Annotated in this window: 12 protein-coding genes and 1 tRNA gene; 5 read left to right on the top strand and 8 right to left on the bottom strand. The window is 68.7% G+C overall.

The window, feature by feature from the left end; all coding sequences use genetic code 11:
* Window positions 1-49: 49 nt before the first annotated feature.
* Window positions 50-2,110: a dTMP kinase gene (gene tmk, locus BJ992_RS02160; RefSeq protein ID WP_184978279.1), complete on the bottom strand. Its 2,061-nt coding sequence runs from the start codon at window positions 2,108-2,110 to the stop codon at window positions 50-52.
* Window positions 2,111-2,345: 235 nt separating this feature from the next.
* Here tmk and efeU point away from each other — a divergent pair, with 235 nt between their 5' ends.
* Genes efeU through efeB form a run of 3 tightly spaced genes read left to right on the top strand, consistent with a single transcriptional unit; the run spans window position 2,346 to window position 5,656 of the window.
* Window positions 2,346-3,194 (top strand): iron uptake transporter permease EfeU, encoded by an 849-nt coding sequence (gene efeU / locus BJ992_RS02155; RefSeq protein ID WP_184978278.1) that lies wholly within the window; start codon window positions 2,346-2,348, stop codon window positions 3,192-3,194.
* A gap of 52 nt (window positions 3,195-3,246) precedes the next feature.
* The gene (efeO, locus tag BJ992_RS02150; RefSeq protein ID WP_184978277.1) at window positions 3,247-4,386 is read left to right on the top strand and encodes an iron uptake system protein EfeO; all 1,140 of its coding nucleotides are present in this window, start codon (window positions 3,247-3,249) and stop codon (window positions 4,384-4,386) included.
* Between the two features lie 19 nt (window positions 4,387-4,405).
* Window positions 4,406-5,656 (top strand): iron uptake transporter deferrochelatase/peroxidase subunit, encoded by a 1,251-nt coding sequence (gene efeB, locus BJ992_RS02145; protein ID WP_184978276.1) that lies wholly within the window; start codon window positions 4,406-4,408, stop codon window positions 5,654-5,656.
* 84 nt (window positions 5,657-5,740) lie between these two features.
* On the opposite strand, the gene topA is transcribed toward efeB, so the two are convergent.
* Window positions 5,741-8,452, bottom strand: coding sequence for a type I DNA topoisomerase (gene topA / locus BJ992_RS02140; RefSeq protein WP_343072463.1), 2,712 nt, complete (start codon window positions 8,450-8,452; stop codon window positions 5,741-5,743).
* Window positions 8,453-8,656: 204 nt separating this feature from the next.
* Here topA and BJ992_RS32055 point away from each other — a divergent pair, with 204 nt between their 5' ends.
* On the top strand, window positions 8,657-8,884 hold the full coding sequence (locus BJ992_RS32055; protein ID WP_425503637.1) for a DUF5703 family protein: 228 nt from the start codon (window positions 8,657-8,659) through the stop codon (window positions 8,882-8,884).
* A gap of 658 nt (window positions 8,885-9,542) precedes the next feature.
* On the opposite strand, the gene BJ992_RS33590 is transcribed toward BJ992_RS32055, so the two are convergent.
* The 3 genes from BJ992_RS33590 to BJ992_RS02125 all read right to left on the bottom strand — a co-directional run bounded on the left by BJ992_RS33590 (window position 9,543) and on the right by BJ992_RS02125 (window position 13,763).
* Window positions 9,543-11,285 (bottom strand): chaplin family protein, encoded by a 1,743-nt coding sequence (locus tag BJ992_RS33590; protein ID WP_184978274.1) that lies wholly within the window; start codon window positions 11,283-11,285, stop codon window positions 9,543-9,545.
* 372 nt (window positions 11,286-11,657) lie between these two features.
* A complete protein-coding gene (locus BJ992_RS02130; protein ID WP_343072461.1) occupies window positions 11,658-12,278 on the bottom strand; it encodes a hypothetical protein in 621 nt (206 codons plus the stop codon).
* Window positions 12,279-12,464: 186 nt separating this feature from the next.
* Window positions 12,465-13,763 (bottom strand): M20/M25/M40 family metallo-hydrolase, encoded by a 1,299-nt coding sequence (locus tag BJ992_RS02125; protein WP_343072460.1) that lies wholly within the window; start codon window positions 13,761-13,763, stop codon window positions 12,465-12,467.
* Window positions 13,764-13,906: 143 nt separating this feature from the next.
* Here BJ992_RS02125 and BJ992_RS02120 point away from each other — a divergent pair.
* Window positions 13,907-13,992, top strand: a tRNA-Leu gene (locus BJ992_RS02120).
* 202 nt (window positions 13,993-14,194) lie between these two features.
* Here the strand turns inward: BJ992_RS02120 and BJ992_RS32445 are convergent.
* The 3 genes from BJ992_RS32445 to BJ992_RS02105 form a co-directional block, all read right to left on the bottom strand.
* The gene (locus BJ992_RS32445) at window positions 14,195-16,222 is read right to left on the bottom strand and encodes a cellulose binding domain-containing protein (protein ID WP_343072459.1); all 2,028 of its coding nucleotides are present in this window, start codon (window positions 16,220-16,222) and stop codon (window positions 14,195-14,197) included.
* 238 nt (window positions 16,223-16,460) lie between these two features.
* On the bottom strand, window positions 16,461-16,667 hold the full coding sequence (locus BJ992_RS02110) for a hypothetical protein (RefSeq protein ID WP_184978273.1): 207 nt from the start codon (window positions 16,665-16,667) through the stop codon (window positions 16,461-16,463).
* Between the two features lie 384 nt (window positions 16,668-17,051).
* The gene (locus BJ992_RS02105) at window positions 17,052-19,124 is read right to left on the bottom strand and encodes a lectin (RefSeq protein ID WP_184978272.1); all 2,073 of its coding nucleotides are present in this window, start codon (window positions 19,122-19,124) and stop codon (window positions 17,052-17,054) included.
* Window positions 19,125-19,223 lie beyond the last annotated feature (99 nt).

Raw genomic sequence — 19,223 nt, 5'->3', positions numbered from 1 at the left:
CAGGTTAGCCGTCGGCCGGACGGCCGTGGCGCGGCCTGTGGACAACCGTCTAGTCGCGGATGATCGGCATGGTGCCGGTGATCGCCTCGGTCTCCTGCGGCACGGGGTCGGGGAGGATCTCGCGCACGCGGTCCTGGATCAGGGCCGCGATCTCCTGCTGGGTGCGCAGGCCGTCCACCACGAAGTACCGGTCGGGGTCGGCCGCCGCGAGCGCGCGGAACTCGCGGCGCACGCGCTCGTGGAAGTCGAGCGGCTCGGACTCGATGCGGTCGGCCGGCGAGGCGAACCGCGACAGACCCACCGAAGGCGGCACGTCGATCAGCACGGTCAGGTCGGGGACCAGCCCGCCGGTGGCCCAGGAGTTGACCTTGACGACGTCCTGGGGTTCCAGCTCGCGACCCGCTCCCTGGTAGGCCAGCGAGGAGTCGACGTAACGGTCGGAGATCACCATCGCGCCGCGGTACAGCGCGGGGAGGATGACCTTCTCGACGTGCTCGGCGCGGTCCGCGGCGTACAGCAGGGTCTCCGACCGCGCGGACAGGCCCTGGTGGGTGGAGTCGAGCAGGATGGCGCGCAGCCGCATGCCGACCTTGGTGGACCCCGGCTCTCGGGTCTGCACGACGTCGAACCCCTGGTCGCGCAGCCAGATGGCGAGCAGCCGCGACTGGGTGGTCTTGCCGGAGCCCTCGCCGCCTTCGAACGCGATGAACGTGCCGCGCGCCTGCTCGGCCGTCTCGGCGACGTACCGCTCGCCGCGCAGCGCGGCCAGCAGGTCCGAGCGCAGCGGGACGTGGCGCCGGTCGTCCATGTGCCGCAGGGCCAGCACGCCGACGATCACGGCGAGCAGGCCGCCGATCAGCATGACGAGGTGGGTGCCGTCGAAGCGGTAGGCGATGCCGGCCCCGACGGAGAACCTGTGCTCGCCGAGCAGGCCCGCGAGCGCGGGGGCCACGGCGACCACGAGCAGCAGGGTGACCCGGGCCAGGGACTGCAGGAACGAGAAGGTGCGGCCCCGGATGGCGTCCTCGACCTCAAGGCCGATCAAGGTGTACCCGATGATCCACGCGATGCCGGCGCACGCGCCGAGCACCACCGTCAGCAGCACCAGGATGACGAGGTTGTGGATGAGCGCGGTGCCGGCGAGCACCACGCCGGCGGTGACGATGGCGAGGCCGAACAGCCGCCGCCTGGACAGCTCGCTCAGCACCCGGGGCCCGAAGAAGATGCCGAGGCCCATGCCGGCGAACACCGCGGCGAACACGGTGCCGTACGCCGCGTCTCCCCCGCCGAGCGACAGGACGTAGACCTTGGCCACGCCGATGACGGCGCCGCCTGCGGCGAACGCGCCGAGCATGCCGATGACCAGCCCCCGCACCATGCGGTTGGCGCCGACATACCGCCAGCCGTCGATGATCTGGCGGAGCACCGACGGCGCGGCGACCTGGCCGGCGTGGCCCCTGGGAATGCCTTTCAGCGTGAAGATCAGCGCCGCGGACACGAGGTAGGCCACGGCGTTGACGATCAGCGCGAGCCGCGCGGGCTCCCACGTGAAGCTCGGCACGGCCTGCGCGGTGAGATCGACGACCAGCGACAGGACGGCGAACAAGGCCGCGGCGACCGGAGCGGTGCCGTACGTCACCAGCAGGTTGAGCTGGTTGGCCTCCTCGAGTCGCTCCTTGGGGACGAGGTTGGGAACGGTGGCGTCCTTGGCGGGGACCCAGAAGAGGTTCACGCACTCGACGAGCAACGTCGCGATGATGACCCAGCGGTAGCTGCCGACGATCGGGATGGACAGCACCAGCGCGAACCGCAGCAGGTCGCTGACGAACATCGTCAGCCGGCGGTCGAACCGGTCGGCGAAGGCGCCGGCGAGCGGGCCGAGCACGATGGCGGGGAGCATCTTGACGACGAAGACGCCGCCGATGGCGAGGCTCTGCGCCTGGTAGCCGGAGCCGCGGGTCAGGAAGGCCGCGAACGCGGTGATCGCGATGATGTTGAGCCAGTCGCCGAGACTGCAGACCGACATGGCCGTCCACAGCCGGCGGAACGGGGCATTCGCCAGCACGTGGGAGGTTTTGCGCCGCGGAGCGGACCGGCCGGACGTGGTCATGATGTCAGCGTATCCAGGTGCTCGCCGGGCTGGGGTGGAGTCAGCACAGGTCGGAATGGTCCACCTGTCCGCTCACGAGGGTATTACCAGAGAGCAAGGTGGTGGGGGGTCATGCGGTGAAAAGTCTCCGCGCGACCCCTGACCGATCAAGCCCCCTAGGCTACAGCGCGAGCCCTCGCCGCGCTAAGGTTAAGCTGCCCTAATTTAGGTAAGGCTAAGTCGTAGGGGGACCAGGTTGTTCGCCAGCTATCTCATCGGTCTGCGGGAGGGCCTTGAGGCGACGCTCGTCGTGTCGATCCTCGTCGCCTTCCTCGTCAAGAGCGACCGCCGGGACCGGCTCCCCCTCGTCTGGACCGGTGTCGCGGCGGCCCTCGTGCTGTCGGTCGGCTTCGGCGCGCTGCTCACGTACACCGCCGCGCAGCTCGAATCACGACAGCAGGAACTGTTCGACGCGGTCGCCTCCCTCGCCGCCACCGTCTTCGTCACCTTCATGATCTTCTGGATGCGCGCGACGGCCCGCCGCCTGTCCGGCGACCTGAAGGCCAAGCTGAGCGACGCGATCAAGCTCGGTTCGTTCGCCGTGGTGGTGATGGCCTTCCTCGCCGTCGCACGGGAAGGCCTGGAGACGGCCCTGCTGTTCTTCGCCGCCGCGCAAGGCGCCACCACCAGCGCCGCGCCGCTCACCGGCATCCTGCTCGGCCTCGCCTCGTCGGTGGCGCTCGGCTGGGCCCTGTACGCCAGCGCCGTGCGCGTCAACCTCACCAAGTTCTTCACCTGGACCGGCCTGCTGCTGATCCTCGTCGCCGCCGGCATCTTCAAGTACGGCGTGCACGACCTGTTCGAGGCCGGTGTGATCACCGTGCTGACCTCGCCGGCGTTCGACCTGACCGGCGTCCTGCCGCCGGACACGTGGTACTCGACCCTGCTCAGCGGCATGTTCAACTTCACCGCTCAGCCGACGATCCTCGAAATGGTCGCGTGGGTCGCCTACCTGGTGCCGGTCCTGACGCTCTTCCTGCTCCCGGCGCGCAACCGGCCAGGCGCCACACCCGCCAAGACGCCTGAGCCGGTCGCCACGTCCTGACCCTCTCCCCCGGCCCGTCACAGGCCGGCGGCTCCCTGAAACTGGAGAACCATTGCGTACGCCCCTTGTACTCACCGCGGGTGCACTGGTCCTGGCCGGACTCACCGCCTGCTCGTCCACAGGCGGCGGGGGCGGCACCGCCGCGCAGGCGGGGGGCGGGCCCGGCAAGATCGCCGTGGCGGCCACCGACACCGCCTGCGACGTCGGCTCCACGTCCTTGCCTGCGGGGACCTCGACGTTCTCCGTCACCAACAACGGCACCAAGGTGACCGAGTTCTACGTGTACGCCGCCGGTGACCGCGTGATGGGTGAGGTCGAGAACATCGTCCCCGGCCTCACCCGCGAGGTGATCATCGAGCTGCCGGCGGGGACGTACGAGACCGCGTGCAAGCCCGGCATGATCGGCAAGGGCATCCGGGGGCCGCTGAAGGTCTCCGGCACCGCCGCGAAGCTGTCCGACGACGCCAAGCTCGCGCAGGCCGCCAAGGACTACGGCCGGTACGTCAAGAGCCAGACCGACGCGCTGCTGGTCAAGACCCAGGAGTTCGTGGACGCCGTCAAGGCCGGCGACATCCCCGAGGCCAAGGCGCTGTACCCGGTGGCGCGCACCTACTGGGAGCGCATCGAGCCGGTCGCCGAGACGTTCGGTGACCTCGACCCCGCCATCGACGCGCGCGAGGACGGTGTCGAGCCCGGCGCCGAATGGACCGGCTTCCACAAGATCGAGAAGGATCTGTGGGTGGAGAAGGACATCAGCAAGGACGGCCCGCTCGCCGACAAGCTGATGACCGACGTCAAGAAGATCGTCGAGCTGGCCAACAGCGAGCAGATCCAGCCGCTCAAGCTCGCCACCGGCGCCAAGGAACTCCTCGACGAGGTCGCCACCGGCAAGATCACCGGCGAGGAGGACCGCTACTCGCACACCGACCTGTGGGACTTCGCCGCCAACCTGGAAGGCTCCCAGGCCGCCGTGGCCGCGCTGCGTCCCGTCCTCGACGAGCGGGACCCGGCCCTGGCCAAGACGCTGGACGAGAAGTTCGCCGCCGCGGAGACGACCCTCGGCAAGCACCAGAAGGGCGACGGCTGGAAGCTCCACACCGAGCTGAGCAAGGCCGACCTGAAGGAACTGTCCGACGTCATCAACGCGCTCGCCGAGCCCATCAGCAAGGTGGCCGCGGTGGTGGCCCAGTGACCGTGGAGGTGCCTACCCCATGACGGGGATCAACCGCCGCAAACTCTTCGGCCTCGGCGCGGCCGGTGTCGCCGCCGCCGGCGCCGGCGTCCTCGCGACCCGGAACCTCGTGGAGGGCCCGCCGCCGGCCGCCGCGGCGTCCACGTCCGACCCGGTGGGCTTCTACGGCGAACACCAGGCCGGCATCGTCACCCCCGCGCAGGACCGTCTCCACTTCGTCGCCTTCGACGTGGTCACCAAGAACCGCGCCGAGCTGATCGACATGCTCCAGGAGTGGACGGCCGCCGCGGCCCGCATGACGCAAGGCAAGGACGCCGGGACGTTCGGCGCGGTCGGGGGCCACCCCGAGGCCCCGCCGGACGACACCGGCGAGGCCCTCGGCCTGCCGGCGTCCGGCCTGACGCTCACCATCGGCTTCGGGCCCTCGCTGTTCGACGGACGGTTCGGGCTCGCCGCCAAGAAACCGGCCGCGCTCGCCGATCTGCCGCACTTCCCCGGCGACGCCCTCATCCCGGATATCTCCGGCGGCGACATCTGCGTCCAGGCCTGCGCGCACGACCCGCAGGTCGCCGTGCACGCCATTCGCAACCTCGCACGCATCGGCTTCGGCAAGGTGTCGGTCCGGTGGACCCAGCTCGGGTTCGGCCGCACCTCCTCCACGTCACGGGCCCAGGCGACCCCGCGCAACCTCATGGGGTTCAAGGACGGCACCGCCAACGTCAAGCTGGAGGACGCCGCGATGCTGAGAGACCACGTGTGGGTCGCGCCAGGCGACGGGCCCGAGTGGATGGCAGGCGGCAGCTACCTGGTCACCCGCAAGATCCGCATGAACATCGAGACCTGGGACCGCACCTCGCTCAACGAGCAGGAGGTCATCTTCGGCAGGGACAAGGGGGCCGGCGCGCCGCTCGGCAAGAAGGCCGAGTTCGACGAACCCGACTTCGCCGCCAAGGGTCCCGACGGCGAGCCGGCGATCGCGATGGAGGCGCACATCAGGTTGGCCCACCCCACCACCCACAACGGCGCGCGGCTGCTGCGGCGCGGCTACAACTACGTGGACGGCTCCGACGGCCTCGGCCGCCTCGACGCCGGGCTGTTCTTCATCGCCTACCAGCGCGACCCGCGTACCCATTTCGTGCCGATCCAGCGGGAACTGGCACGCAAGGACGTACTCAACGAGTACATCAAGCACGTCTCCAGCGGATTGTTCGCCTGTCCGCCAGGGCTGCGGGACGCGGGGGATTACTGGGGACGCACACTGTTCGCCTGAGCTGTTTTGGGTCCCCTTGGGGGAGTATGCGAACGGCCATTACCGGTGTCCCGGTAATGGCCGTTTCTCACTGCTGAAATGGGCTTACTTGGCACCCGCTCTGGCACCGGTCTTCGGAGTCGTCGTCTTCGTCCCCGCCTTGGCGCCGGTCTTGGCGGAGGTGCTCGCCTTGGCCCTCGGACGCTTGGCCGCCGGCCCCCTGGCGCGGCGCTCGGCGAGCAGCTCGGCGGCCCGCTCGATGGTGATCTGCTCCACCGAGTCGTCCTTGCGCAGCGACGCGTTGGTCTCCCCGTCGGTGACGTACGGCCCGAACCGGCCCTCCTTGACCACCACGGGCTTGCCGGAGACCGGGTCGTCGCCGAGCTCGCGCAGCGGCGGCGCGGCGGCGGCCCGGCCGCGTCCACGCTGCTTGGGCTGAGCGAACAGCTCCTTGGCCTGCTCGATCGTCACCGTGAACAGCTCGTCCTCAGAGGCCAGCGACCGCGAGTCCGTACCCTTCTTGATGTAGGGGCCGAACCTGCCGTTCTGCGCCGTGACCTCCTCACCGTCGAGCTCACCGAGCGCACGCGGCAGCGACAGCAGCTTCAGCGCGTCCTCGAGCGTGACGGTGTCGAGGGACATCGTCTTGAACAGTGAGCTGGTGCGCGGCTTGACGACGTCCTTCTTCGTGCGCCGCTTGCCGTCGGCCGGGGGCTCCTCCTCAGGCAGCACCTCGGTGACGTACGGCCCGAACCGGCCGGACTTCGCCACGATCGGGTGCGCCGACACCGGGTCGGTGCCGAGCACGCGCTCCCCGCTCGGCTGGTTGAACAGCTCCTCGGCCTTCTCCGCGGTCAGCTCGTCCGGAGCGAGGTCCTCCGGGACGTTCACCCTGGCGCCGTCGCGGTCGAGGTACGGCCCGTAGCGGCCGACCCGGATCACGATGTCGGTGTCCTTGATCGCGAACGAGCTGATCTCGCGCGCGTCGATGTCACCGAGGTCGCTGACCATCTCCTTCAGGCCGTCACCCTGCTCGCCGTAGTAGAAACGGCGCAGCTCCGGCACCCGCTCGGCCCGCGCGTTGGCGATGTCGTCGAGGACCTTCTCCATCTCGGCGGTGAAGTCGTAGTCGACCAGGTGGCCGAAGTGGCGCTCGAGCAGGTTGACCACGGCGAACGCCAGGAACGACGGCACCAGCGCGGTGCCCTTCTTGGACACGTACCCGCGGTCGAGGATCGTGCCGATGATCGACGCGTACGTCGACGGCCGGCCGATCTCGCGGTCCTCCAGCTCCTTGACCAGCGACGCCTCGGTGAACCGCGCCGGCGGCCTGGTCGAGTGGCCCTCGGCGGCCAGCTCCAGCGCCGTCAGCGCGTCGCCTTCCGAGAGGTTCGGCAGGCGGCTGACCGAGTCGTCCCTGTCGGTCGACGGGTCGTCGGCGCCTTCGACGTACGCCTTGAGGAAGCCGTAGAAGGTGATCGTGCGGCCCGACGCGCCGAACTCGACCCGCTCACCGGCCGACGAGGTCCCGGCGATGCGGACGCTCACCGACTCGCCGACGGCGTCCTTCATCTGGGACGCCACCGTGCGCTGCCAGATCAGCTCGTACAGCCGCACCATGTCGCCGGACAGGCCCGTCTCACCCGGAGTGCGGAACTCGTCCCCCGAGGGCCTGATGGCCTCGTGCGCCTCCTGAGCGTTCTTCACCTTGCTCGCGTACACCCGGGGCTTGTCGGGGACGTACGCGGCGCCGTAGAGCCGCACAGCCTGGCTCCTGGCCGCGGCGAGCGCGGTCTCCGACAAAGTGGTGCTGTCGGTACGCATGTAGGTGATGTAGCCGTTCTCGTACAGCTTCTGCGCCACCTGCATCGTGTACTTGGCGGAGAAACCGAGCTTGCGGCTGGCCTCCTGCTGCAACGTGGTGGTGCGGAACGGCGCGTACGGACGGCGGGTGTACGGCTTGCTCTCGACCGACGTCACGCTGTAGGCGGCGCCGTCGAGGCGCGCGGCCAGCGCGCGCGCGGCCTGCTCGTCCAGGTGCAGGACCTCGGCGGACTTCAGCGCACCTGTGGTCGCGAAGTCGCGGCCCTGCGCCACGCGGCGGCCGTCCACACCGGTCAAGGTGGCGGTGAAGCTGCGGGGATCCTCGTCGCGGCCCACGTCGAACAGCGCCGAAAGGTCCCAGTAGGCGGCCGAGGTGAACGCGATGCGCTCGCGCTCGCGCTCCACGACCAGCCGGGTCGCGACCGACTGCACACGGCCGGCGGACAGGCGGGGCTTGACCTTCTTCCACAGCACCGGGCTGACCTCGTAGCCGTACAGACGGTCGAGGATGCGGCGGGTCTCCTGCGCGTCCACCAGGCGGAGGTTCAGCGACCGGGGGTTGGACACGGCGTCCCTGATCGCCTGCGGGGTGATCTCGTGGAACACCATGCGGTGCACCGGGACCTTGGGCTTCAGCACCTCGTTGAGGTGCCACGCGATGGCCTCGCCCTCGCGGTCCTCGTCGGTGGCGAGGTAGAGCTCGTCGGCGTCCTTCAGGAGCTGCTTGAGCTTGGAGACCTGAGACTTCTTGTCCGGGTTCACGACATAGAGCGGCTCGAACTCGTTGTCCACGTTCACCCCGAGGCGGGCCCACGTCTGGCCCTTGAACTTCTCGGGAATGTCATCGGCCCGCTCCGGAAGGTCACGGATATGGCCGATGGAGGACTCCACGATGTAGCCGCGCCCGAGGTACCCGGCGATGGTCTTCGCCTTGGCAGGCGACTCCACGATCACCAGGCGGGTTCCGCCGGCGTTGCCGTTGTTGGCTGGCACGCTGCTTCCTACCTCGCTGTTCGCTGTCGTTCCGAGCCGGATCGCCCCGGCCCGCGTGCGCGGGCTCGCGCTGGTTCGGCGACCCCGCACAGGCATGAAGGTAACCCGTCGCCGGACCTCACCCCGTCGGACTACCCGGTCACTTGCCGGTGTTCCACCTACCTGGACCCGATACCCACGAGGACGCAGAATAGAGCCCAGACAGTGCCAGCGTCCCCTTGCATACCCTTCTGGAGACTAATCGCAGTGCTCGAATATTCCTATTTGGACCTCTATCTCCCGCGCGGGACCACGCGGGAAACCGCTCGGCGGGTCCTCACCGAGCACGCCGAATACGGACATTGGGAGCTCGACCGCCTGCGCCTGTACCCCGACGGCCGCAGATACGTCCGACTACGCCGAAAGATCGTAAGAGTAGCCAGCACCCTCTGACCCGCACCGCCCCCACTGTAACCCCACCCCACCCCCGCACTCCCCCCCTTCCACCCCCCGCACCCCCGGACTTCCTTCCCACCCCCCAGGTAAACGGCCATTACCTCCCTCACAACCCGACCTCCCCCCGTCTCCACCTCCACAGCCCCCACCCTCCTCGCTCGGACCGTCCCCCACCGCTCGGACCGTCCCACCCCGCTCGGACCGTCCCACCCCGCTCGGACCGTCCCGCATCGCTCGGACCGTCCCCCCGTTCGGACTGTTCCGCACCGTTCGGACTGTCCCCCCGCTCGGACTGTCCCGCACCGTTCGGACCGTCCCCCACCGTTCGGACCGTCCCCCACCGCTCGGACCGTCCCACCCCGCTCGGACCGTCCCGCATCGCTCGGACCGTCCCCCGCCCGGACCTTCCTGACCGGCGCCGCGACGGCGAGAAGTGGTACGGCGAATCCGGCGCCGCCCTACGGCGACAAGGCGGCCACCGCACGACCCGACTCCGGACATGGCTTTGCCCGCCGCCGGGCCCACGCTTCCGGAAGCGGACAAAGCTCTTGTGCCTCACCGTGCGGGCCACAGCTCAGGACGAGCCCGCGACCCGCGGCGGCGAAGCGTCCACACCTGGCCCGGAGGCCGCAGCCCCCGGATCAGGAAGATCAGCTCACCGGCGGCGCAGGCGCAGCCGGCGACCGGCCGCGAACAGCAGGGCCGCGCCGGCGAACACGGCGCCACCCAGCAGCGCGACCAGCGAAGCCGCGTTCATGCCGACGACCCCGAGCGGCTGCTCGGCGCTCATCAGCCCGGCCTTGCCGAGCGGCAGGTCACCGGCGGCGTCGTCCGCGACGAGGCCCTTCACGGGAGTGCCGTCGATGACGTTCGCGACGGGAGCCAGCGGGTCACCGGACACCGGGCCACCCGGAGTGACGGGGAGCTCAGGCAGATCCTTCTTGTCACCGGCGGGAACGGCAGGGGGCTTCGGCAGGGCCTTGGCCGCGGCACCGCCGGACGGCTCAGGCGTCCCCGCCTGGTGGGTCGCCGAGGCGCGCCGCTCGGGAGCGAGCGGCAGCTCAGGCAGCAGACCGCTCCCGGCCTGCTTCCGCACCGCCGCGCCGGACTCGCGCGCGTACCCGTGGCCGCCACCGGGGTGACCACCGGGGCCGCCGACGCTCGCACCGCCGAGGCACCCGGCCGCCGCGTCCCCGAGCACCGCCACCGCGTTGCCGCACACGTTGACCGGCACGGCCACCGGCGCCACGACCTGGTTACCCCCGAGGACGGACGACCGGCCGGAGGTGACGTTCCCTCCGGCACCCCCGCCACCACCCCGCACCGAGGCGCCGCCGCGGCACCCGGCGAAGGCCTGGCCCAGCACCGCCACCGCGTTGCCGCACACGTTGACCGGCGCGGTGATCGGCGCCACCACCTGGTTGCCACCGCCGACGCTGTGCCTGCCGTCCGTACGGTTACCGCCGGCGCCACCGCCGCTCCCCGCCGGGGGAACGTGCACGCCACCCTCGCACCGCTGCCACCCGCCGCCGATCACGTTGCCGCACACGTTGACCGGCGCGGTGATCGGCGCCACCACCTGGTTGCCACCGCCGACGCTGTGCCTGCCGCCGGTGAGGTTGCCGCCGGCCCCACGACCGCCGCCGTGACCGCCGCCGTACCCGTGACCGGGCCCGCCGCCCTTGACCTTGGCGCCGCCGCGGCACCCCGCGAACGCCTCCCCGATCACCGCGACGGCGTTGCCGCAGATGTTGACCGGCGCGTTGATCGGCGCGACCACCTGGTTGCCGCCGAGCACACTGTGCCGTCCCGACGTCCGGTTGCCACCCGCACCACCCGCGCCGCCGCCCTTGACGACCGCGCCACCCTCGCAGCCCGCGGTGGCCTCGCCGAACACCGCGACGGCGTTACCGCACAGGTTGACCGGCGCGTTGACCGGCGCGACCACCTGGTTGCCGCCGAGCACACTGCCCGTGCCATCGGTACGGTTCCCGCCGGCGCCACCACCACCGGACTGCTTGACGGCCGCGCCACCCTTGCAGCGAGCGTCCGACCTACCGAACACGGACACGGCGTTGCCGCACGCGTTGATCGGCGCCGAGATCGGGGCGTTCACCTGGTTGCCACCAAGGATGCTCCCCTCCCCCGACGTGGCACCCGGGACGCTCCCGGAGCCGCCCTGGACGGACGCGCCGCCCTGCGAGGAGGCCGCGGACTCCCCGGCCACCGCCGCGGCGTTGCCGCTGATGTCCACCGGGATGTTGATCGGCAGGTTGACCTGGTTGCCACCGCCGACAGAACCGGTACCGGAGGTGTCGGCCATGGCCGTGCCACCGCTGAGCGCCAGGACACCGAGCGCCAGGAAGGCGGGTGCCGTGGTCTTCGCCCACGTACGCATAACAGATCGCTCCTTGATTTTTCGGGGGGAGATTGCCGGCAAGTCACCAGCGGACGACGCTCACACCGCTCCGTGAACCGCCCGGTGCACCCGAACCGGCGGACGACCCACGACTGAAGCGACAGCGACCGTCTCCAAGCGGAACAGTCACCAGATCACGAGCAGAACGAGCACCTGGCGCGACCAGAACGGCACTCATCCAGAGATGGCACCGTGGCCCGCGGCGACTTGCCATGACTTGCTGTGACGTGAACCTGACACTTCACCAGGCACCGGGAGAGGGGAGACCGGCTCTCATGAGCCGGCGAGACTCCCGGCACGCTCCACGACCGACCCGGCGCACGTCGACTCCGGACCGGCTCGGTGGTGGGATCAGTCAGGTGAGAAAGACGGATCGTCCACGACAGAGCGGACGATCGGGACGTCGGCACGCGTCTGACCCACCCGGGTGACCATCGGCCCCGGGACGACAACAGAACGTGCGACGTCGCCCAAACCGAGCCCCGAGAGCCCGGACCCGCCGTTGCGCGGCACGAAACCGTTGACCCCCGCCGAGTGATCGGCGGTGGACGGCGAGGACGGGGCAGGTGTGGACTGGCTGGTCAGCCCGTCCACCATGCGCCCCGCGATGGCCCCGGCGTCCGCCGGGAAGATGTCGCTCACCGTGGGGAAATCGCCGGCCGAAACCGGCCCGGTCGCGACATGAGACGTCGAGAAGACGGCAGAGAGCGGCACCCCGGCCTCGGCGGCGCCGGCGGTGTGTCCCGCCGCGCCGGCCGCGAAGGAGCCCACATGCCCCCCAGGGATGTGATCCCCCACAGCCGCCGCGACCGCAGGCGCGGCGCCGAGACCGAAGAACAGTGCCAGAAGCCAGCCCGCGGCGATCAGCCCGCCGATGACGAGCCGGCGGCCGTACCGGGCTCCGGCCGCGAACCGCGCCATCCGGATCACCCGCACCACGACCGCCGGGACCTGATCGCCCGGAGCGGTCACGGGCACGCACCGAATCACGGACGGCTTTGCCGCCGTCCGCCGCCCATCCGGCATGCGTGCCACGTGACCTCCCCGGACTCCGCGATCGGCCCGGCTCTCACCGGGCCGATCGTGGGTGCCAACCCCTCAACGGAACGTCACGTTAGCAGTACTCGCCGTGATGGCAATGCTTTTCCGAGAATCAGGTCAGCAGTCGTCAAGGAAACGGTCAAGGACCCGCACCCCGAACCGGAGCGAATCCACCGGAACCCTCTCATCCACTCCGTGGAACATCCCCGAGAAGTCGAGATCCGCAGGCAGCCGCAACGGCGCGAACCCGAACCCTCTGATGCCGAGCCGGCTGAAGGCCTTCAGATCGGTCCCTCCCGACAGGGTGTACGGCACCGGCCGCGCCTCCGGGTCCTCGGCCCGCAGCGCGTCCGCCATGGCCCGCACGAGGTTCCCCTCGAACGACGTCTCCACCGCCACGTCGTGATACAGGAACTCCCTGGTCACGTTGGGCCCGAGCAGCTCATCGATCGTCGAGAAGAACTCCTCTTCGTACCCCGGCAGGAACCGTCCGTCCACATGCCCCGTGGCCACCTGCGGAATGACGTTCGCCTTGTACCCCGCCGCGAGCATCGTCGGATTGGCGGTGTTCCGCAACGTGGCCCCCACCATGCGCGCCAGCGGCCCCAGCCTGCCGACCGCCGCCTCCGCGTCCACCGCGTCGATCTCGATGTCGAACGCGTCCTTGAAGAAGGCCCGCACCGTAGGCGTCACCCGCACCGGCCACTCGTACCGTCCGATCCGCCCCACCGCCTCCGCCAACTCGGTGACGGCGTTGTCCCCGTTCAGCATGGACCCGTGCCCCGCACGTCCCGTGGCCGTCAGCCGCATCCAGGCGATCCCCTTCTCCGCCGCCTCGATCAGATACAGCCGCCGCCCCTCCTCGACCGACACACTGAACCCCCCCACCTCCCCGATGGCCTCCGTGCACCCCTCGAACACATCCCTGTGCTCCCGAGCCAGCCACTGTGCCCCGTACTCACCCCCGGCCTCCTCATCTGCCGTGAACACCAGCACGACGTCCCGAGGCGGCCGCCGCCCCTCACTGAGCCGTTGCCGCATCACCGCGAGGATCATGGCGTCCATGTCCTTCATGTCCACCGCCCCCCGCCCCCAGACACACCCGTCCGCCACCTCGCCACTGAGCGGATGCAGCTTCCAGTCCCCCGCGTCGAACGGCACCACATCCAGATGCCCATGCAGCACCAACGCGTCCCGCGAAGGATCCACCCCTTCAACCCGAGCCACCACATTCGCTCTCTTACTGGACGACTCCAGCACCCGAGCCTCAACCCCCACCTCCCCCAACTTCTCCGCCACGTACTCAGCGGCCACCCTCTCCCCAGGCCCCGAGTTGTCCCCCGCGTTCCGCGTATCGATCCGAATCAAGTCCCGACAAAGCCCCACAACCTCATCCTCAGCCCGAACCCCACCCACGCCGACCCCTCCTTCCACCGACACCTTCCCCCCATCCTCCCCCCACCTCCGACCTCCTCGACATCCCACCCCGTATCAACCACCCCCCGAAGTTTGCTAACCTGGTCCCGCCGACGAGGACACGTCCTCGTCCAAGCACCCCGGTCCGGGTGGCGGAATAGGCAGACGCGCTAGCTTGAGGTGCTAGTGCCCTTCACGGGGCATGGGGGTTCAAGTCCCCCCTCGGACACGCACTCTGGTGCATGCTGGGCCTGGCCTCGACGTGAACGATCCTCTCCACAGGGTCGAAGACGAGGTGCAGGCCCATCTGCGTGTGGAGGTCGTTTCTCGGCCGCTGAGGGCCGGTGCTGGTCTGGGGACTTCTCAGAATGCCGGTGGGGCCTCAGCCTGCCGTGGAGCAGGCCGAGGTCCCACCGGTGACCCGACGTTCGTCAGGAAATGGCGCAGGTGACGCCATTGAGAGTGAATTGGTTAGGCTTGCCGGTGTTGCCGGTATGGGTGGCCTGGAAGCCGATGTCGGTGGATGCGCCTGCTGCCAGGGTCCCGTTGTACGAGACGTTGCGCGCGGAGATCTGACCGCTGGAGCCGGTGTAGGTGGCGTTCCAGCCGTTGGTGATGGTCTGCCCGCCGGGAAGTGTGAACGCCAAAGTCCAACTGTTGATCGTTGTCGTGCCACGGTTGGTGATGTGGATGCCGGCGGTGAACCCGTCGTTCCATGAGTTCATCGTGTAGCCCACCTCGCAGACGCCGGACTGGCTCGGCGTCGGCGTGGGGGTCGGCGTCGGCGTGGGAGTCGGCGTCGGCGTGGGAGTCGGGGTCGGGGTCGGCGTGGGGGTCGGGGTCGTGGAGAAGGTGATGTTGGAGACGTAGGAGTTGATGTTCCAGCTCGCGTCCGTGTCGGTCGAACTGGTGACGGGTTTGCCCTGGACGGTGAAGTTGGTGAAATGTACGCCGTTGATGTTCACGGTCGACGAACGACCGTGCAGGTTGACGACCTTCTTCACGTCGGAGGCGACGTTGGTGAAGTAGGCGTCGCGGATCGTCGCGGTGTTCTTCACGGTTCGCCAGGACGGCGGCCGGTCCTCCTGCAGGTCGATCAGGCTGTCGGTGTTCTCCACCCTGATGTTCACCCACCGGGTGTTCGAAACAACGGCCGTGTCGACCGCGTCGATCACCATCGAACGTCCCGCCTTCACCACGTCGATGTCACGGAATTCGATCCCGTCCATCGACCGTCCTTCCGTCTTGGTGCCGATCTTCGCGCAGGCGGAATTGCTGTAGCAGACGACATGCTCGTGGACGACGTTCTTGGTGTCGATCGCACCGGCGGTGGTGTCCTCGTTCTTGGTCGCCATGTTGTCGTCACCGGTGTAGAGGAAGGCATTGGACAACAGGCCGTTGGTCGACTCGTCGAAATCCACACCGTCTGTGTTGTTGTAACCCGACATGGGCCGACAGTTGATCAGCTTGTAGTTCTTGATGGTGACCTTGTCGCTGCGGTAGATGAGCGTGTTCCAGTAGCTGGAGTCACGGACGATCGGGCCGTCGATCTCGATGTTCGAGCTCTGCTCGATCTTCAGCAACGCCAGATTCAGGCCCTGCGCCCGCAGCGACTTCCCGTTACCGTCGATGACACCGCGGCCCAGCACCTTCGCGTTGCTGACCTGGTACACCCGCAGGGAGGCGTGCTGCATGCCCTCGATGTTCACCCCGCCGCTGCCGGTGTTGAAGTCCGCCTTGTTGTTCGAGCCGTAGAGGACAGCACCGGCGGCCAGATACAACGTCATGTTGCTTCTCAGCCAGAGCTCGCCGACCAGGTACTTGCCCGCCGGCACGTACAGGATGTTACGGGTCGCTCCCGACGCGGCGTTGATGGCACTTTGGATCTTGGCCGTGACGAGTGTCCCCCCCGTGTTGTCGACCCCGTAGTCCGCCAGGCTCTTGACGTCGGCGTCCCCCAGGTGCGGAGGATCGGACTCGGGTGCGTCGATGAGGATGAACAGGAGCTCAGCGGAGTCGAACTGGACGATCAAGTAGTTGGGACCGCTGTCGAAGGTGATGGTGTTGCCGCTTCTGGTGACCGCCAGCTTCCGGCTCTTGGGGCTGACGGTGTACGAGTTGAAGCTTTGGGCGACGGTGACGGAGAACCTGGCGGTGCCCGCTGCCGCCATCGAGCAGTGCGCGTAGTGCACCTGCATCTCGGGAGCGAACTTGGTCATCTTCTCCACGAACAGCGGGGAGCCGTCCGCCGTGACGGTGTAGAGGGAACTCTTCGTGGCGCCCGGCAGCGTGGGATCGGCGACGCAGCCGCCGGCTGCCAGGCCGGCCGAGTCGTTGCCGGCCGGGCCGGTCGCCGCAATCGCGGCGTACTCCGGCGCCACCAGGCCGGTCGTGCTGACGCCAATGCAAACGGCAAGCAGTGTGACGATTAATGACTTCGCCAGATCTTTGATCTTCACGGGGATTCCTTGTTGTGGGAGAGCATGGAGTGCTGAGCGACTCGCATCAGAACCGGTAGCCTCGACGTGTCGATCCTTTCCGCGCGGTCGTGGACAAGGTGCGGGCCCATCTGCGTGTAGAGGTCGTTTCTGTGGGCCGGACCCGTCTATCGGCTCCGCCGCTGGACGTGATGTGGTCAGGTGCCGTGCCTGGCAGGCGCGGCACCTGGTGGCGGTGGTCGTCGGTTGTCTGCTCCGGTCACGGCCGTAGGGTCGGCGGGTCGGAGAAGATGATGCTGATCTGCTGCGGCACACCCTGGGAGAACCGAGCGTCGATTGTGGCGTTCACCCCGTACGCCCGGTTGCCTGAGACGTTGTCGGCCACACGGCAGCCGGTGGCCGCGTGCGCGTTGACGTCGTCAACGTCGACCGCGTGACGACGGCACCGGCGACCACGCCGATCCACCGACGGGTTCTCCCTGATCTGTGCATCTCTCACTCCCTTGTGCGCCTCGGCACTCGACCACGCCGATCAGCACTTAGAAAGTTTTCCTCGCTGCCACCGGCAACATGATGCGGGCATAGATGGGGGCTGGGGCCAGCTCCGGCACAGTCGCTTCTCCTGAGGCGCGAGCGTGCACGCGAGCCAGAGGGACGATGAGCAGGCAATCTTATGATCATCTCGAAAATTGACTAAGAAACTTTCCATGATCGAGAGCTGAATGTTTCAGTAGCAGGACGAAGCGGGCCGTAGTCAGGACGCGAGATCTCTCGGCGCGGTCACCGTTGGCCGCACCGGCCGCGTGATCGGCCCCCGGAGTGATCCGGGGTGGGGCCGCCGGTCACTGAATCAGGGACGTGTCCATTTCTGGTTGTTCTGGCCGGTGCATGACCAGATATGGATTTTGGTGCCGTTGGCGGTGCCGGCGCCGGAGACGTCCAGGCACTTGTTGGCGCCGATGGCGGTGATGGTGCCGTCGGAGTTGAGGCGCCACTTCTGGTTGTTCTGCCCGTTGCAGTCCCAGGTGATCACGGCGGTGCCGTCCGCTGATCCCCCGCCGTTGACGTCCAGGCACTTGTTGCCGTACACCCGCAGCTCGTTCGCGCTGGTCGACGCCCACTGCTGGTTGGCGCCACCGTTGCAGTCCCAGATCTGCAACTGGATGCCGTTGGCCTGGGAGTTGCCGTTGACGTCCAGGCATCGGCCCGACCCCACACCTCTGATCGTGGACGTCGGCGAAGTGCTGCCGGAAGGGCGAAGGTACAGGCCGAACTCGGCGATGCCGGGTGCGGCGCGGGAGCTGGTGACGCGCAGTCTGACCCGGTTGGTGGTGACTGGGGAAGCCAGGCGGATCAGCTTCTTGTGGCCGATCGTGGTGTCGGTCGCGATCTGGGTCCAGGAGTTGCCGTTCCAGGAGTCGACGGCGAACGACCTCGTCCGCTGGCCGATGCGCAGGTCCTCCTGTGTGGCGATGACGTCGAAGGTCCGCGACGACGGCAGGGTCAGCACCAGCGCGCCGGTGGCGCCGGCCGGCTGCCATGAGCTGTCGAGGTCGCCGTTCACCGCCAGGTCCGGGGTGTGACCCGTGCTGTTGGAGGTGCCGCTGTCGTTGGCCGCGCCGGCGCCGCTCGCGAGGTTGGTGGCGAAGGTCGACGACACTACGGTGCCGAACTGGGTCAGGGTGTCCACCGCCGACTGGTCCAGGAGTCCCTGGCGGTTCGGGGAGATGTTCACCAGCATGTTGCAGTTGCGTCCCACCGATCCGTAGTACATCTCGATCATTTCGGTGACGGGTCTCCAGGTCTCGCCGGGTTGCCAGAACCAGTTGTGGCGTGCCGACAGGGTTCCGTTGCACTCCGCGGGGAACCACCGCAGCACGTTCCACGCGCTGGTCCCGTCCGGCTTGCGCTGGGACAGCAGCGAGTCGCTGCCCACGTCGGCGGCGGTGTTGAACCCGGGAACGGGCAGTACGGTGTCGGCGGCGGTCGCGGGATCGCCGGTGGCGGGCACGACCGACCATTCCGACGTGCGCGCGTAGCCGTTCTCGTTGCCGACCCAGCGTACGTCCGGCCCGCCGTCGTTCTCCATGACCGCGTTGGGCTGCAGCGTGCGAACCATGGTGGCCCAGTCCTTGAAGTTGTACGGCTGGTCGCGGCCGGTCGGGTTGGCGCCGTCCCACCACAGTTCGTCGATGCTGCCGTAGCGGGTCAGCAGTTCGTACAGGGTGTTCTCGAAATAGGCGTTGTAGTCGTCGGAGTCGAAGCGGAACGTGACCCCATTGACGATCTCCGTGGGGTCGGAAGGGATCGTCACCTGTCTACTGGTGCTGCCGTTGGCGAATCGCCCGCCGGACAGGTTCTCGCGCAGGTCGGCAGGCGACACATAGAGGCCGGCCTTCAACCCGTACTTGTGCATGGAATCGGTGAAGCTCTTCACCACGTCCCCCCGGCCGCCGGACCAGGAGGATGACGCGACACCGAATTGGCTGTACTTGGAGGGAAAGAGCAGATAGCCGTCGTGGTGCTTGGCGGTGAGGATCGCCCCCTTGAACCCGGCGTTCTTTATCGCGGCCGCCCACTGGTCGGTGTTCAGACCTGTGGGCTGGAAGGCGTTCGGATCCTCGGTGCCGGTGCCCCACTCCCTGCCGGTGAAGGTATTGATGCCGAAGTGAATGAAGTTGTACTGCTCCAGCCGCTGCCAGGCGAGTTGACGGGGAGCCGGCACGACATCCGCGGCCTTCGCGATGATCGTGGCGGCGGAGTCCGACGGTGACACCGGCGCGACCTGGACCGTGGCGGCGAAGGCGGCGCCGGCCGGAGCCAGGGCGGCCGCGACCAGGCCGAGAACGGACAGCGCGCTCAGTGCTCTTGTGACCAGAGCGCGCCTCACCGGCGCGGATCCGCGCCGATCTGCAGTCTGCATGTGCGGTACCTCTCGGTTGGAGCGTGCGCCGCGCGGGCCGGGAAGAGGAGAGCCCGCGCGACCTTGCGACAGGCGGTGGCGCGAATCGGTTCGAGCAGA

Source organism: Sphaerisporangium rubeum, from assembly GCF_014207705.1.
Taxonomy (GTDB): Bacteria; Actinomycetota; Actinomycetes; order Streptosporangiales; family Streptosporangiaceae; genus Sphaerisporangium; species Sphaerisporangium rubeum.
The sequence above is the reverse complement of the archived record's forward strand: the minus strand, read 5'-3'. Positions and strand labels throughout refer to the sequence as shown.